The organism is Solimonas sp. K1W22B-7 (assembly GCF_003428335.1).
Taxonomy (GTDB): Bacteria; Pseudomonadota; Gammaproteobacteria; order Nevskiales; family Nevskiaceae; genus Solimonas_A.
This window is the reverse complement of record NZ_CP031704.1, coordinates 886,372-902,582: the sequence shown is the minus strand read 5'-3', so window position 1 is coordinate 902,582 and position 16,211 is coordinate 886,372. Positions and strand designations below refer to the sequence as shown.

Below are 16,211 nucleotides of genomic sequence, written 5' to 3'. Positions count from 1 at the left end.
GAGGTGGGAGAGAGGGGTTCTGTAGAGCTTGCAGGAGTTACAGAAACCCTCTCCCCTGCCCCTCTCCCGCAAGCGGGAGAGGGGTTCGATTGGTGATTACTTCTTGCCTATCTGCTGCACCTTCTGCCACGCCATCTCAGCAAGCGGCCTTGCCGCCGCCCCCATCGCCACCGCCTGCTTGCTGGCGGCAGTGCCGTCCTTCACGCGGCCGGCGATGCCCTGCAGGATCGCGCCGAGGCGGAACAGGTTGTAGGCGATGTAGAAATCCCAGTGTCCCGGGTCGATAGCGTCACGGCCGGTGCGCTGGCAGTAGGCGGCGATGTGCTCGGCCTCCGAGGGGATGCCCAGCTCGGCCAGCTTGTAGCCGGCCAGGCCGCGGAACACGCCCTTGGGGATGTGCCAGGTCATGCAGTGGTAGGAGAAGTCCGCCAGGGGGTGCCCCAGCGTCGACAGCTCCCAGTCCAGCACGGCCAGCACGCGCGGCTCGGTGGGATGGAAGATCATGTTGTCCAGGCGGTAGTCGCCGTGGACCACGCTGGTCTCGTCGCCCGGCGGGATGTTGGCCGGCAGCCATTCGATCAGCTGGTCGAAGGCCTCGATCTTCCCGGTTTCGGAGGCGCGGTACTGTTTGCTCCAGCGGTCGATCTGGCGCGCGAAGTAGTTGCCGGGCTTGCCGTAGTCGCCCAGGCCCACGGCCTGGTAGTCCACCTTGTGCAGCGCGGCCATCACGCGGTTCATTTCCTGGAAGATCGCGCGGCGCTGTTCCGGCGTGGAATCCGGCAGCGCCGGGTCCCACATGATGCGGCCCTCGACGCAGTCCATGACGTAGAACGGCGTGCCGATGATGCTGTCGTCCTCGCAGAGCGCGTAGGTCTTGGCCACCGGCACATCGGTCCTGGCCAGCGCGGTGATGACCTTGTACTCGCGGTCCACGGCGTGGGCCGAGGCCAGCAGCTTGCCCGGCGGCTTGCGCCGCAGCACGTACTTGCGGCCCGGCGTGATCAGCTTGTAGGTGGGATTGGACTGCCCGCCCTTGAACTGCTCCACCGTCAGCGGCCCGGCGAAGTCCTCGACGTTCTTCGAGAGATAGCTTTCCAGCGCGACGGCGTCGAACTGGTGCTTTTCCTGCACCGGCATCGTGCCGGTGAAATCCTTCTGGTCCGACACGCTCAGATCTCCTGCGGGGTGACGACGAGCTTTCCGGAAACGCGGCGGTCCATCAGCAGGCGGATCGCCTCGGCACCACGCGACAACGGGAAGGTGCCGGCGATATGCGGCTTGAGCTTGCCTTCCTTGAGCCAGCCGATCAGCACGCGCAGGTCGGTCAGGTTGTTCATCGGCTCGCGCTTGGCGTAGTCGCCCCAGAACACGCCGACGATGTCGCAGCCCTTGAGCAGCGCCAGGTTGATGGGAATCTTCGGGATCTCGCCGTTGGCGAAGCCGATCACCAGCAGGCGGCCGCGCCAGGCGGTGGAGCGCAGCGCCACCTCGGTGTAGGCACCGCCGACCGGGTCATAGGTGACGTCCACGCCCTTGCCGCCGGTGAGCGCCTTGAGGCGTTCCTTCAGGTCTTCCTTGCTGTAGTCGATCAGTTCGTCGGCGCCGTGCTCCTTGCACACCGCCAGCTTCTCGGGACTGGAGGCGGCCGCGATGACGCGCGCGCCCAGGACCTTGCCGATCTCGATGGCCGCCAGGCCGACACCGCCGGAAGCACCGAGTACCAGCAGCGTTTCGCCGGCCTTGAGCTTCGCGCGGTCCTTCAGCGCGTGGTAGGAGGTGGCATAGGTCATCACGAACGAAGAGGCGGTGACGAAGTCCAGGCCCTCGGGCATCGGCAGCACGGCGCGGGCGTCGGTCACCAGCAGCTCGGCGAACGCGCCCCAGCCGCTGAAGCAGATCACCTTGTCGCCCGGCTTGACGTGCTTGACCTTGGCCCCGACCGACTCGATCACGCCGGCGCATTCGCCGCCCGGCGAAAACGGGAATTCCGGCTTGAACTGGTACTTGCCCTGCACGATCAGCGTGTCGGGGAAATTGACGCCGGCGGCGTGCACACGCACCACCGCATCGTTGTCGCCCGGCGTGGGGTCGGGACGGTCTTCCAGCACCAGCGCCTCGGGCGGCGCCCATTGGTTGCAGATCAGGGCTTTCATGGGTGAGTCCTTGTCTAGCTTTCTAGGATTAAATGAACCGTTCACACCGAGTAGCGCCGCGAAGCGTCGCGTATCGAGGTGCAGCACGTCCCTCGATACACCGCTTCGCGGCACTCGGGATGAACGGTTCGGGGTTCATCACGGCAGATGAACGGTTCGGGGTTCATCACGGCATCGGATTCCGCGGTTGCCCACCATCGATGATGTCGCGCAGGCGCATCTCCACGGCGGGCTTGATGTTGGCGTGGGTCAGGATATAGAAGCGGTTTTCCTTCACCGCATCGATCGTCACGCGCGCCACGTCGGCGGCGCTGATCTTTCCCTTCTTCACCGCCTGGCGCACGCGCTCCTCGTAGGCCGCGGCCTCGGGATTGGCGGCGGCCAGCTCGCCGGGGCGGTTGCGCGCGGCGTCGGCGATGCCGGTGTTGACGTAGGCCGGGCACAGCACGGACACGCCGATGCTGGCCTTGGCCGCCTCCAGTTCATGGTGCAGGCACTCCGACATCACCACCACGCCGTGCTTGCTGACGCAGTAGACGCTGGAGGCCGGCACGGCCAGCAGGCCGGCGACCGAGGCGGTGTTGACGATGTGGCACTCGTCGCCCTGCTTGAGCATGCGCGGCACGAAGTTGCGGATGCCGTGCACCACGCCCATGAGATTCACGCCCAGCACCCATTCCCAGTCCTGCTCGGTGGTGGTCCAGGTGGGGCCGGCCACGGCGACGCCGGCGTTGTTGAACAGCAGTTGCACGCTGCCGTACTCGGCGTAGGTGCGCTCGGCCAGCTGCTGCACCTGCCAGGACTGCGAGACGTCGCAGCGCTGCAGCAGCGCGGCGGTGCCGGCGGGCAGCAGGTCCCTGGTCGCCTGCAGGCCCTTTTCGTCGACGTCGGCCAGCGACAGGCGCATGCCTTCCTGCGCGCAGAGCAGCGCCAGCTCGCGGCCGAAGCCGCTGCCCGCACCGGTGATGACGGCGACCTTGCCGGCGAGCGTCTTCATGCGATCAGGTATCCGCCGTCGACGTTGAGCGCCACGCCGGTGGTGTAGCTCGCCGCCGGCGAAACCAGGTACAGCACCGTGCCGGCCATTTCGTCGGGCTGGGCCACGCGGTTCATCGGCACGTGCTCCAGCACCTTGGTGACGATCTGCTTGTTCTGCACCAGGGTGGCGGCGAACTTGGTGTCGGTGAAGCCCGGCAGCAGCGCATTGACGCGCACCTTCTGCGGCGCGCACTCGCGGGCGAAGGCCTGGGTCATGGAGATGACCGCCGCCTTGGTGATGGAGTAGATGCCCTGCAGCGGGCCCGGGATCACGCCGTTGACCGAGGCGACGTTGACGATGCTGCCGCCGCCGTTCTTCGCCATCGCCTTCACGCCCCTGGAGGACATGAAGAAGTAGCCGCGGATGTTGACGTCCACGGTCTTCTGGAAGGCACCGAGGTCGGTTTCCCAGATCGGGCCGAAGTGCGGGTTGGTGGCGGCGTTGTTGACCAGGATGTCGAGGCGGCCGTGCTTCTGCTCGATCTCGGCGAAGATGTTGTCGATCTGCGCCATCTCGCCGATATGGCAGGCGATGGCCTCGGAACTGCCGCCGGCGGCGCGGATCGATTCCGCCACCTTCTCGCAGTCCGGCAGCTTGCGGCTGGACACGATCACGTGCGCGCCGGCGTCGGCCAGCGTGCGGGCGATGGACTCGCCGATGCCGCGGCTGGCGCCGGTGACCAGGGCGATCTTGCCTTTCAGGCTGAACAGTTCGGTGGGGGTCATCAGGGGTTCCTCAACGGTAGGTAATATTTTTCGGTTCCCGCGTCTGTTCCAGGTGCGGGTAGGCATTCATGTAGCTGATGGTGATCTGGCCGGGCAGTTGCAGCAGCTTGGTGAACGAGCTGTTGGCGATGGTCCAGTTCAGCGCCGCCGTGCGCGCGTCGCTCAGGCCCAGCAGCTCCTGCGAGATGGCGGCCATCGGCCCGCCGGAGGTGAACACCACGGCGCGCTTCGACTTGTCGGTGTCGCTGAGCACACGCTGCAGGGCGCCGACGCAGCGGCCGCGGAAACCCAGCCAGCTCTCGCGGTACTCGGCGTCGTACTGGCCGCTCATCCAGCGGCCCATGGCGTCCTCGAACAGCTGCTGGAAGGCGCGGCGCGGGTTGTCGTGCTGCGCCAGGTAGCCACCCATCGCCGCTTTCGCCTGCAGATCCGGCCGGCTGACGTTGAGCATCTGCACGTGGTCGTACTCTTCCAGGCCGGCGTCGATCACCCATTCCGGTTCCGGCGGCATCCCGGTCATGGCCCCCAGGCAGGCCTCGGCGGTCTGGCGGTGGCGCTTCAGCCCCCCCACCACGACGCGGTCGAAGCTCATGCCGCACTGGGCGAACCAGACGCCCAGCAGCCGCGACTGCTCGTAGCCGAGCGGGGAAAGCTGGTCATAGTCGGCGGCGCCGAACGACGCCTGACCATGCCGCACCAGGAAGATCTGCCCCATGGATCACCGTTTTTCGAGTTGCCGGGAGCTTAGGAGCCTCCATACAATCATTCAAATGAATAGATTGAATCAGCGTCCATAAATGAAATGAATCTGAACCGGATCGACCTGAACCTGTTCGTGGTGCTGGACGCCATCTACACGGAGGGCGGGATTACCCGTGCCAGCCGCAAGCTCAACCTGACCCAGCCGGCCATCAGCCATGCCCTGGGGCGGCTGCGCGAGATGTTCGGCGACCCCCTGTTCGAGCGCGACGGCCGCGCCATGGTGCCGACGCCGCTGGCGCGCAGCCTGATCGAGCCGGTGCGGCGCTCGTTGCGCGGCCTGGAGATCACGCTCAACGAGGTATCGCGCTTCGACCCCGCCAGCACGGAACGCCGTTTCACCCTGTCGGTGCGCGACGTGCTCGAGGCGACCCTGTTGCCGGTGCTGATGCGCCGCATCACCGACAGCGCGCCGCAGATCTCGGTCAACACCGTGCGCGTGGACCGCCGCGAGCTGGAGGCCGAACTGGCCGCCGGCACGGTGGACGCCGCCATCGACACCCTGCTGTCGATGTCCGACAACATCCGCCGCATCCGCATCGCCGCCGACCCGCTGGTGGTGATCGTGCGCGCCGACCATCCGGCGGTGGGCGAAGGCATGGACATGGACACCTACCTGCGCCAGGACCATATCCTGGTCAGCTCGCGCCGCAGCGGCCCCGGGCTGGAGGACGTGGAACTGAGCCGCCTGGGCGTGGAACGCCGCGTGCGCCTGCGCTGTCAGCATTACTTCGCCGCCTGCCGCGTGGTGAGCCTCACCGACCTGGTGCTGACCATGCCCGAGAGCTATGCCCGCATCGCCAACCGCCAGTACAACAACCGCATCCTGCCCTTCCCCCTGTCCGTGCCTATGCTCGACGCCTACCTCTACTGGCACGTCAATGTCGAGCAGGAGCCGGCCAACGTCTGGCTGCGCGACCAGCTGATCCAGTCCTTCGAGAGCTGATGCGGACCGTTTCTTGCAACGGCAGCCTCATGCCGACCACACGCCTGCTTGCCGCATTGCTCGTCGCCGGGCTCAGCGCCTGCGCCACTAGCTGGGACCCCGAGCCAGTGCCGCGGCCGCAGCCCCCGCCGCAGCCGACCTTCGTCCCCGCGCACACGCTGGTGCAGCGCTGTCGCGAGGTGGCGCCGCAGGTCCACCCCTGGCGCGCGCGGCAGATCCATTCGGCGATCCTGCATTACGACCTCAGCCGCGCCTACCGCCGCGGCGCCAGCGGCATGAAACCGCTGGACCGCCAGCGCGCCGAAGCCCAGGAGCGCGATGCCTGGGGCACCCTCTGGGAGACCTGCCAGCCGGTACTGGCGGCCAGGCCGGAGCCGCCTGCACAGGCGTATTAGGGCCTGTTCCTGTCCCGCAGCTCCGCTCAAGCGCAGTCGCCTGATCGCTAAAGATTGTGATTATTTATATAAAAATATAGTTATTTTAAACAAAACACAGTGACCCTTCGGACATGCCGCCCGGTATGCACGGCACTGGTCCCGCGGCGCGGCGGCGCCTAACCTGAGTGCCCTTTTAGAACCCTCCCGGAAGATCGCCATGGCCTCCCGCCCCAAGACTGCCCCGAAGTCCCCCGCCCAGACGCTGGCCCAGTCCTTCCGCCTGCCCAACGGCGTGGCGGTACCCAACCGCCTGGCCAAGTCGGCGCTGAGCGAGGCCCTGGGCACGATGGACAACCGCCCGACCGAGCGCCTGGAGCGGCTCTACGCGCGCTGGGCCGACGGCGGCATCGGCCTGTGCATCACCGGCAACGTCATGATCGACCGCCGCGCGCTGGGCGAACCGGGCAACGTGGTGGTGGAAGACGAGTCCGACCTGCCGGCGCTGCGGCGCTGGGCGGCGGCCGGCACGCGCCGCGGCGGCCAGCTGTGGATGCAGGTGAACCACCCGGGCAAGCAGTCGCCCAAGGGGCTCAACCGCGAAACGGTGTCGCCCTCGGCCGTGGGCTTCCGCGCCGACATGGCGGCGTTCTTCGCCATGCCGCGCGAGCTGACCGACGCCGAGATCGAAGGCCTGATCCAGCGCTACGGCAACACCGCGCGCATCGCGAAAAAGGCCGGCTTCACCGGCGTGCAGATCCACGGCGCGCACGGCTACCTCGTCAGCCAGTTCCTGTCGCCGCACCACAACCGCCGCAGCGATCGCTGGGGCGGCAGCGCCGAGAACCGCCGCCGCTTCGTGCTGGAAGTGCTGGCCGAGATGCGCCGCCAGGTCGGCAAGGACTTCCCCATCGGCATCAAGCTGAACTCGGCGGATTTCCAGCGCGGCGGCTTCACCGAGGACGAATCGCTGGACGCGATCCGCGCGCTGGTGGAGGCCGGCATCGACCTGGTCGAGATTTCCGGCGGCACCTACGAGGCACCGGCGATGACCGGCATCACGCAGAAGGCCAGCACGCGCAGCCGCGAGGCCTACTTCCTGGAGTTCGCCGAGAAGGTGCGCGCCGCGGTGAAGGTGCCGCTGATGCTCACCGGCGGCTTCCGCAGCCTCGACGGCATGGCGCAGGCGGTGGGCGACGGCGCCATCGACTTCGTCGGCCTCGGCCGCCAGCTGGCGGTGGAGCCGGACGTGCCGTCGCGCCTGCTCGCCGGCGAAGAACCGCGCCACAGCATCCGCCCGATCGTCACCGGCATCGGCATGGTGGACCGCATGGGCCTGATGGAAGTGGCCTGGTACACGCGCCAGCTGCGCCGCATCGGCGACGGCGGCAACCCCAGGCCGCGCGAGTCGGGCCTGCAGGCTTTCGCGATCGGCATGATCGAGAATGGCTGGAATACGTTCAGGACGAGAAGGCTGCGGGCTTCGTAAGGCCGGACGCACGCTCGGCTCCCTCTCCAACCAGGCGAACGGCTTCATGCTTGCCCACGCGGGGTGCGCACCCCGCGTGGGCAACGCAAGCGTTCCCCACCCTGCGACGACCTTATAGCCGTCCATCGATCTTCCACCCCCGCCCGGCTTATGCACAGCCGAAAGTAGGTCTTCAACACTCCTGGGAGGCGCCCTCCCGCCGCTAAGGTCGGCAGAGGTCCGTATCGCGGACCCGCGCCAGGAGGACGCCCGTGGCAGGCGACGCACCAGAAGGACCCGGGACGGCAGTCACCAAGGTGCTCGCCGGCCAGCATGGCGAGGCGCTGTTTCGCCTCGCGGTGGAAGCCTCGCCCAGCGCCATGGTCGTGGTCGACCAGAGAGGCGATATCCGGCTGGTCAACCAGCAGGCGGAGCGCCTGTTCGGCTATCCCCGCAGCGAGATGCTGGGCCAGCGCGTCGAAATGCTGGTGCCCCAGCGCAACCGCGAGCGTCACCCGGGGATGCGCGGCGGCTACCTGTCGCACCCGGACACCCGCCCCATGGGCAGCGGCCGCGATCTCTACGGCCTGACCAGGGAAGGGCACGAGGTGCCGATCGAGATCGGCCTCAACCCGCTGAAGACCGAGGAAGGCACCTTCATCCTGGCTTCGATCATCGACATCACCGAGCGCAAGCGTTCCGCGGAACGCTTCCGCCTGGTGGTGGAAGCCGCCCCCAACGCCATGATCATGGTCGATGCCGAGGGCCGCATCACCCTGGTCAACGCGCAAACCGAAAACCTGTTCGGCTACCCGCGCAGCGAACTGATCGGCCGGCCGGTGGAAATGCTGGTGCCGCACGGCCACCGCAGCCATCACCCGGGCCTGCGTGAGGGCTATTTCGCCAGGCCGCAGACGCGCTCCATGGGCGTAGGCCGCGATCTCTACGGCCAGACCCGCGACGGCCGCCAGGTACCGATCGAGATCGGCCTCAACCCGATCGAGACCGCCGACGGCCTGTTCGTGCTGGCCTCGATCATCGACATCACCGAGCGCAAGCGTGCCGAGCTGGAACTGCGCACGCTCAACCAGACCCTGGCACTGCAGATCGACGAGACCACTGCCGCGCTGGGCAAGCTGCAGGTGGCGCAGGGCCAGCTGGTGCAGGCCGAGAAGCTGGCCTCCCTGGGCAGCCTGGTCGCCGGCATCGCGCACGAAATCAATACCCCCGTGGGCATCGGCGTCACCGCCGCTTCGCACCTGGACATGGAGGTGCGCAGCATGGACCAGGCGGTGGCCGCCGGCAGCCTGACCAGGAGCCAGTTCGAGCGCTTCCGCCAGTCGGTGGCGCAGTCCAGCGACATCATCCTGATGAACCTGCGCCGCGCAGCCGAGCTGATCCAGAGCTTCAAGCGCGTGGCGGTGGACCAGTCCAGCGACGAGCGCCGCCGCATCCGCCTGAAGGCCTACTTCGAGGAAGTGCTGGTGAGCCTGCGGCCGAAGATGAAGGCCACGCCGCACCGCATCGAGCTGGACTGCCCCGAAGACCTGCAACTGGACACCATCCCCGGCGCCTGGTCGCAGGTGCTGACCAACCTGGTGGTCAACGCGCTGTCGCATGCCTTCGAGCCCGGCAGGCCGGGCCTGATGCGCATCGTGGTGGACAGCGACGATTCCGCGGTGCGCGTGCGCTTCCATGACGACGGCCGCGGCATCGCCGCCGAAAACCTCGGCAGGATCTTCGACCCCTTCTTCACCACGCGGCGCGGCCAGGGCGGCACCGGCCTGGGCCTGCACATCGTCTTCAACATCGTGCACCAGACCCTCGGCGGCAGCATCGCCGTGGACAGCAGCCTCGGCGCCGGCACCTGCTTCACCATCGGCCTGCCGCGGGCGCAACCCCATGGAAGAGAATCATGAACACCGACCTGCAGGATGAGCTGCTCAGCTTCGCCGCCGAACCCGCGCCGCCGGAAGACGGCCACGTCGTCGCGCCCTGGAAGATCCTGGTGGTGGACGACGAGGAGGAGGTGCACCGCGTCACCCGCCTGGCCCTGGGCGACATCCACGTGCACGGCCGGCCGCTGATGTTCATCGACGCCTACAGCGGCCAGGAGTCGGTGGAGATCATGCGCCACCAGCCGGACATCGCCATGGTGCTGATGGACGTGGTGATGGAAACCGAGCACGCCGGCCTGGACGCGGTGCAGGCGATCCGCCACGAATTGAAGAACCGCTTCGTGCGCATCGTGCTGCGCACCGGCCAGCCCGGCCAGGCGCCGGAGCACGAGGTGGTGCGGCGCTTCGACATCAACGACTACAAGGAAAAGACCGAGCTCACCACCACCAAGCTCTACACGCTGCTGCACACCGGCCTGTCGCTGCACCGCGAGCTGGTGGCAATGGACCAGGCACGCATGGGCCTGGAGCAGGTCATCAGCGCCTCGGCCGAGATGTTCGAGCAGCAGTCGCTGGAGAAACTGCAGCAGGGCCTGCTGCAGCAGCTCGCCGCCCTGCTCTACGCGCGCCGCGACGCGGTGATCGTCAGCACCGGCATCACCGCCGCCGTCACCACCCACGGCCTGCGCATCGTCGCCGGCACCGGCAGCTACCAGGGCAGCGAGGGCCGGCTGGCCGAAGAGGTCCTGCCGCCGGAGGCCGTGGCGCATATCGAGCGCGCCTTCATCGACGGCCTGATGGTGGTGGGCGAGCACCACTTCGCGGTGCACTTCGCCACCCGCTCGGGCAGCCGCCACGTGGTGTACCTGAGCAGCGAGTCGCGCTTCGAGCCCTCGGACGTGCGCCTGGTGCAGCTGTTCTGCCGCAACGTCACCATCGCCTTCGAGAACCTGGCGCTGAACGACGAAATCCGCCGTTCGCAGCGCCAGCTGATCCTGCTGCTCAGCTCGGCGATCGAGGAACGCTCGCCGGACCTGCGCAACCATGTCCAGCGCGTGTCGAACTACGCCATGCTGCTGGGCCGCCTGCTGGGCCTGGGCAAGGGATCGGTGGACGCCCTGGGCGTGGCCGCCGCGATGCACGACCTGGGCAAGATCGCAATCCCGGATGCCGTGCTGAACAAGCCCGGCAAGCTCAGCGACGAGGAGCGACACCTGATGGAAAGCCACGTCACCCGCGGCAGCGCCATGCTCAAGGGCCAGGAAGGCCAGTTGCTGCGCCAGTCGGAAATGACCGTGGCGCAGCACCACGAGCACTGGGACGGCGGCGGCTACCCGCTGGGCCTGCGCGGCGAGCAGGCCGACCTGTTCGCGCGCATCACCGCGGTGGCCGACGTGTTCGACGCGCTCACCACCGCGCGCTGCTACAAGGAAGCCTGGAGCACCGAGCAGGTCACGCAGTACCTGCGCGAGCAGAGCGGCAAGCAGTTCGAGCCGCGCCTGGTAGATCTGTTCCTGGCCAACATCGGGCAGTTCCTGGAGATACAGAAGCGGTTTTCGGCGCCGGCGGACTGAACGCCAGCAAAAGTCAGCGTGACACTCCCCTCGCCCGCTTGCGGGAGAGGGGTTGGGGGAGAGGGTTTCTGTAACTGTCGCAAGATTTACAGCTCCCTCTCCCGGCCCTTCGGGCCACCCTCTCCCGCAAGCGGGAGAGGGGACCGATGGATTTTGTGGGCGAACTACTGATTCACCACACTAGAACAACGTCCGCGTCTGCTCCTCCACCGGCACCGGTGCCGGTTCCGGCTCCGCCACCCGGCTGGTATTGCGCCCGCCGTCCTTGGCGGCGTAGAGCGCGCGATCGGCGCGGCGCAGCAGCTGGTCGGCGCTGTCGCCGACGCTGCCCAGGGCGATGCCGATGCTGACACCCAGCTGCAGCGTGCCCTGGTCCAGCATGAAGGGCTTGCCGACGCTCGCCAGCAGCTTGCGCGCGACGAACTGCGGTTCCTCGCTGGAGCGCAGCTGCTCCAGGATGATGACGAACTCGTCGCCGGCGACGCGCGCCACGGTGTCGGTATTGCGCACCGCGCCGCGCAGGCGCAGCGCGATCTCCTGCAGCACCTCGTCGCCGGCGGCATGGCCGTACTGGTCGTTGATGCCCTTGAAGTGGTCCACGTCGATGAACAGCAGGGCCAGCGATCCGCCGTAGCGCTGGATGCGGTTCAGCGCGGCACCCAGATGGTCGTGCAGCTCGCGGCGATTGGCCAGGCCGGTCAAAGGGTCGAAGCGGGCGAGTTGCTGCAGGCGCTGCTCGGCGCGCTTGGCGACGGTGACGTCGCTCATCATCATGTAGAGCCCCCGCACCGCACCGCCCTCGACGCGATCGGGCACGAAGCAGACCTGGATGTGGCGGGTCTGCCCGCCGAAGCGCAGCGAGAAGCTGCCCTCGGCGCGCGCGCCGTGCATGGCGCAGTCCACGTAGTAGCGCTGCGCCTCGATCATCTCCGGCGGCAGCACCCGCTCCATGTGCCGCCCGATGACATCGTCCGACGCCTTGCCGAACCAGGCCTCGTGCGTGCGGTTGCAGAAGCGGTACACCCGTTGGGCATCGATATAGGCAATCACCGCCGGCAGGTTGTCGGCGATCATGCGCAGGCGCTGCTCGCTGGCGGCCTGGTGCAGCTCGGCACGCTTGCGCTCGGTGATGTCGAGCACCAGAGAGTAGAAGCCGACGATATTGCCGCGCTCGTCATGGTCGGGCACCAGGTCGACGCGCTGGTGGCCCTCGCCGGGCAATTCGCGGGCAATGCGCTCGAAGCGTACCGGCTGGCCGTTCATCACGCTGGCCAGCGGCCCGGCGAAGTCGGCCAGCATGTCCTGTCCGAACATCTCCTGCACCGGGCGGCCGATCATGTCCTCGGGCTCGAGGCCGTAGCCGTGGCGGTAGTAGCTGTTGGCGAAGCGGAAGCGCCCGTCGCGGTCGATGTAGCCGACGTAGGCCGGCAGGTGGTCGGTGATCGAGCGCAGGCGCCGCAGCGCCTGCTGCAGGCCCTGCTCGTACTCGCCGCGCTGCTCCAGCAGCGTGGCCACGGTCAGCGCCATGCCGGAGGCGCAGACCAGGTAAGCCTGCAGCATCAGCGCTCGCGCCTGCGGCGGGATGCTGCCCCAGGGCGCCTGCTCCGGCAGCGGCAGCAGCAGCCACAGCAGGGCGACGACGGCGAGCAGGCCCACGCCCACCGCGGCGCCGCGGTTGCCGTGGCGCAGCACCATGAACAGCAGCGGCGGGAAGGTCAGGAACAGCAGCGGCGGCAGCCAGCGCGAGACGCCGAAAGCCAGCACGGTCATCGCCACCAGCAGGGCGCTGGCCGGCAGCCAGGCCCGCAGACCGGCATCCAGCGGCCGCCCGGCTGGCCGCCGCAGCGTCATCACCAGCGGCGCGACGATGGCCATGCCCAGTACGTCGGCCGGGTACCAGACCGCCAGCACCTGCAGCATGCCGGTGCCGCCATGCTCCGAAAGGATGGTCGCCGCCAGCAGGGCCGAGGCGGCCGGCGCCAGCAGCACCGCGAACAGGCCGAACTGCAGCAGCACGCCGCTGCGGCGCAGGTCGCAGTCGGGCCCCAAACGGTGCTGCAGCAGGCCCAGCGCCAGGGCCACTTCCATGCTGTTGCACAGCGCCAGGCTCAGGGCCAGGGCCAGCGGATCGCCCGCGACGACATTGGCGAAGACGTTGCCGCCATAGCCGGCCACCAGCGCCGGCCACCAGCGCGCCGCCGGGGTACCGGCGAGCAGGCCGACCAGCAGACCGTTGGCCAGCCAGATGCTGGAGATGCGCCCCTCCGGCGGCGTCAGCGCGATCGCCGCCCAGCAACTCAGCGCCACCAGCAGGAACAGGCCTGCCAGTTTCGGAAATGAGCGCAGCTGCGGGACGGCGAAGGCGGACATATCGGCGTCGAAAGGATTCCTGCTCGGCTTAGCGGCAGCTTTGCAGGGCTCTTGAGTGCGTGGCATTCCGCCCGTCCGCCGTGGCCTGCCGCTGACCGGAAGCATGGCCTCCGAAGACTTCGCGAAAACCATGTTGTCGGGGAAACCCCGAGGACATAGCTATCGGCTTGCACAAAACCCGTTCCCGGAAACCAGTATTTCGCAGGTGGACTTCTGGGCATCACCGTCCGCGGCCATCGGCAGCGAGGTAGGATGCGGTGAATGAAATGAACCGCATCAATCGCGACCGATGCGGTTCGCAGGCTCACTGCATCCTACGTGCTGGGAATACGCGAATTTGGCGTCTTTAATCGAGCAATCACAGCCCTATCCGCGATGACATTCGAACTTCCGCCGGCGGGCACGGTCTTCAGTTACTTCGGAACGCGTAGATTTCCATGGTTCCGAAGAGATGTCGCGCTCGCCAGAGTCTTGAAGGTTGACCCACAAAGAAAAGCGATTCACGTCCGGACTTATCAGGCATTCTCGAATGGATCAGAAGCGCAGCCCGTAGAAATAAATCACATGCCGATGTCCGTGTATGGATTTTCATCCTCCCTGGCGAAGTACTTTGGCATACATGAATTTCCTCTGGATACGGAAACCATTGAACTCATTTCACATTGGGAGAGGCGGCACGACATGAGAACCGCCTCCCCTTTTTCCGTGCGCATCTGTGCTGCAGAGAGCATGTCACTCGACCTTCTGCGTGCCGAGATCGGTTCAGAAGCAGCGACCAGGAAGATCATTCTCTCCAGCTATCCACTTCGCACGGATGATGGTTCCTACTCCAAGATCGAGATCGTAACTGCGTCACGGGACGAAGGATTTCAATAGGAAGGCTCAAGGGCCAGGTTCGCGTGTTCAGGAAGTACCCGAAACCAGGCCCGTTGGAATCGCTTCGCGGCGTTCCGCCCATCCACCGCTGCCCCCAACGGAAAACGCCACCGCTGATGCGATGGCGTCGCCCCCTGAATCCCGACAGGCAGCGGAACTGCGTGCAGGTATCGACTGCTTGTTTTAAATTGTTCGATTTAATTGAATTAATATTTAATAAATCACGTATCAGCTCTTCGCCTCCGTGCAGACGAAATTCGCCGCCTCGTCGCTGCTGCCCTTGCCGGTCCAGCGCGCAACCTGCGGATAGGGACACAGCGGCCGCGTGCGCTGCGGCCTGGCTTGGGGTGGCGCCAGCAGGGGCTTGAATTCGCCCTTGTGCTTGGCCGCGACGATGGCGCCCGGCGCGATGCCCTTTTCCACCCAGTCGGTGAGCGCCGCGTTGATGTCCGAACCCGGCTCGCCGCTGCCGCCGCCCGGCAGCTGACCGAAGCTGTTCGGCCCCGGCCCGCCGAAGCAGTGCTCGAGTCCCGGCACCAGGTAGAGGCGCGCGAAGCCCTGCACCGCGTCTGCGCCGAGCCTGCCCTGCACGCTTTCGTAATACTGGATGGTCTTGCGCGCCGGCAGCGCCGGATCGTTCCAGCCGTGGTACATGATGAGCTTGCCGCCGCGGGCGACGAAGCGCGAGAGATCGGGGTTGGTGGCGTTGTATTCCTGGCCCAGGATGCCGCGGTCCGCGACCGCGAGATCGCGGGTGACGTCGAAGTTCTCCAGCGCCCAGGCCGGATCGCTGTGGATCAGATTGCGGTTGAACTCCAGCGCGTAGGTGTAGAAGATGCTGTCGCGCGGCTGGTCGCCGACGAACCATTCCCGCCACATGTCGCCGTCCTCGTTGCCGGGGTCGTATCCCAGCAAGCGTCCGCTGGGGCCACCGGCACCCGAGCGAATCGCCTTCAGGGTCTGGATCTGGCCGTCGCTGAGGCAATCCTTGCGGTCCTCTCCCTTGCAGCGCAGCGATTCGGGCTGGAACGGGCAGCGGCGCGGATCGTCGATCAGGCCGTCCTTCAGTCCGTCGATGGCGTCGCAGGCCGCCAGGGTGGCGGCGGTGACGGCGGGCAGCTTCTTCGGTGGAATCCAGCCATCCGGGTTCCGGATCAGCATCTGCTGCTGCACCCAGGCCATGTTCGTGATCAGCGCCGTGCCATCGGCCGCGGGGCAGCCCGCGAGAATGCCGTCGTAGTCCTCCGGGTGGCGCTGCGCCTCCATCAGGCCCTGGCGGCCGCCGTTGGAGCCGCTGCTGAAGTACGAATAGTTCGGGGCGCGACCGTAGTAGGCCTTGATCGCCGCCTTGGCGGCCACTGCCGTTTCATGGATGGCGCGATTGCCGTAGTCCTTGATCAGCTCGGGGTTGTTCAGCGCCCAGCGTCCGTCCTTGTCGTTGGCCTCATGGCCGGTGTCGGTGGCGGACACGGCGTAGCCGCGCGACAGGGCGACGGTCAGGCTGAGGGTGTCGATGCTGCCGGCGAAGCCGCCGTTGCCGATGCCCTGGTAGCGGCCGTTCCAGCCGCTCTCCGGCATCCAGACCAGGGCATGCACGTTGGATTGCGGCGAGGGGCGCAGGCGCAGTTCGACGCGGCAGGACGGCGGCAGGCTGAAGCCGGGAATACCCAGCAGCATCGAGCGCCAGTCGAGATGGAAGCCGCCCCGAACGCGGTCGACGGACAGGACTTCGCCGTTCTGCAGCTGCATTTTCCCGAGACTGTCGCAGGCGGAAACCGCCGCCTCGCCGCCGTGGGCGCAGCCGGTGAAGAGCATCGCGGAGAGCAGCCCCGCCATCAACCGGATCGGTCGCTTCATTCTGGTGTTCTTCCTCGTGGCACAGGGCGGCGGAATCGGCAGGGCAAGGTGCGCAGGCCGGCTCCGGGGCGGTACAACGAGGCTAAGGGCGGCCCACCCTGGAAACCCCTCCCCATGAGGGAGGGCATGGGAAAAAGGCGCCGCCACTGCCGTCACGGCGCCCGGTTCAGCC

General features: G+C 67.2%; 13 protein-coding genes. 6 read left to right on the top strand and 7 right to left on the bottom strand.

Annotated features, from left to right (window positions below; all coding sequences use genetic code 11):
• Positions 1 to 96: 96 nt before the first annotated feature.
• From D0B54_RS04320 to D0B54_RS04300, 5 genes are all read right to left on the bottom strand, one after another.
• A complete protein-coding gene (locus tag D0B54_RS04320) occupies positions 97 to 1,173 on the bottom strand; it encodes a phosphotransferase (protein ID WP_117289531.1) in 1,077 nt (358 codons plus the stop codon).
• Positions 1,170 to 2,153: an NADPH:quinone oxidoreductase family protein gene (locus D0B54_RS04315; RefSeq protein WP_117289529.1), complete on the bottom strand. Its 984-nt coding sequence runs from the start codon at positions 2,151 to 2,153 to the stop codon at positions 1,170 to 1,172. The genes D0B54_RS04320 and D0B54_RS04315 overlap by 4 nt, the downstream gene beginning before the upstream one ends.
• A 166-nt stretch (positions 2,154 to 2,319) precedes the next feature.
• Positions 2,320 to 3,150, bottom strand: a complete 831-nt coding sequence (locus D0B54_RS04310) for an SDR family NAD(P)-dependent oxidoreductase (protein WP_117289527.1) — start codon at positions 3,148 to 3,150, stop codon at positions 2,320 to 2,322.
• Positions 3,147 to 3,917 carry an SDR family oxidoreductase gene (locus D0B54_RS04305; protein ID WP_117289525.1) on the bottom strand — a complete coding sequence of 257 codons (771 nt, stop codon included), beginning with the start codon at positions 3,915 to 3,917 and terminating at the stop codon, positions 3,147 to 3,149. Before D0B54_RS04305 ends, D0B54_RS04310 begins: the two co-directional genes overlap by 4 nt.
• Positions 3,918 to 3,927: 10 nt before the next feature.
• Positions 3,928 to 4,632, bottom strand: coding sequence for a histidine phosphatase family protein (locus tag D0B54_RS04300; protein ID WP_117289523.1), 705 nt, complete (start codon positions 4,630 to 4,632; stop codon positions 3,928 to 3,930).
• An 87-nt stretch (positions 4,633 to 4,719) separates the two neighbouring features.
• Here D0B54_RS04300 and D0B54_RS04295 point away from each other — a divergent pair, with 87 nt between their 5' ends.
• From D0B54_RS04295 to D0B54_RS04275, 5 genes are all read left to right on the top strand, one after another.
• Positions 4,720 to 5,622 carry a LysR family transcriptional regulator gene (locus tag D0B54_RS04295; RefSeq protein WP_117289521.1) on the top strand — a complete coding sequence of 301 codons (903 nt, stop codon included), beginning with the start codon at positions 4,720 to 4,722 and terminating at the stop codon, positions 5,620 to 5,622.
• Entirely contained in the window at positions 5,622 to 6,017 is a 396-nt protein-coding gene (locus tag D0B54_RS04290; RefSeq protein WP_162932199.1) for a hypothetical protein, read from the top strand. The genes D0B54_RS04295 and D0B54_RS04290 overlap by 1 nt, the downstream gene beginning before the upstream one ends.
• Before the next feature lie 199 nt (positions 6,018 to 6,216).
• On the top strand, positions 6,217 to 7,485 hold the full coding sequence (locus D0B54_RS04285) for an NADH:flavin oxidoreductase/NADH oxidase family protein (protein WP_117289517.1): 1,269 nt from the start codon (positions 6,217 to 6,219) through the stop codon (positions 7,483 to 7,485).
• A 251-nt stretch (positions 7,486 to 7,736) separates the two neighbouring features.
• A complete protein-coding gene (locus D0B54_RS04280; protein WP_162932198.1) occupies positions 7,737 to 9,383 on the top strand; it encodes a PAS domain-containing sensor histidine kinase in 1,647 nt (548 codons plus the stop codon).
• Positions 9,380 to 10,936 carry a response regulator gene (locus D0B54_RS04275; protein WP_117289509.1) on the top strand — a complete coding sequence of 519 codons (1,557 nt, stop codon included), beginning with the start codon at positions 9,380 to 9,382 and terminating at the stop codon, positions 10,934 to 10,936. Before D0B54_RS04280 ends, D0B54_RS04275 begins: the two co-directional genes overlap by 4 nt.
• 180 nt (positions 10,937 to 11,116) lie before the next feature.
• Here D0B54_RS04275 and D0B54_RS04270 read toward each other — a convergent pair whose 3' ends face one another.
• Positions 11,117 to 13,306, bottom strand: a complete 2,190-nt coding sequence (locus tag D0B54_RS04270; protein WP_162932197.1) for a sensor domain-containing diguanylate cyclase — start codon at positions 13,304 to 13,306, stop codon at positions 11,117 to 11,119.
• 564 nt (positions 13,307 to 13,870) lie between these two features.
• On the opposite strand from D0B54_RS04270, the gene D0B54_RS24145 reads away from it, so the two are divergent.
• The gene (locus D0B54_RS24145) at positions 13,871 to 14,182 is read left to right on the top strand and encodes a hypothetical protein (RefSeq protein ID WP_162932196.1); all 312 of its coding nucleotides are present in this window, start codon (positions 13,871 to 13,873) and stop codon (positions 14,180 to 14,182) included.
• 228 nt (positions 14,183 to 14,410) lie between these two features.
• Here D0B54_RS24145 and D0B54_RS04265 read toward each other — a convergent pair whose 3' ends face one another.
• Positions 14,411 to 16,039 carry a tannase/feruloyl esterase family alpha/beta hydrolase gene (locus D0B54_RS04265; protein ID WP_117289505.1) on the bottom strand — a complete coding sequence of 543 codons (1,629 nt, stop codon included), beginning with the start codon at positions 16,037 to 16,039 and terminating at the stop codon, positions 14,411 to 14,413.
• Positions 16,040 to 16,211 lie beyond the last annotated feature (172 nt).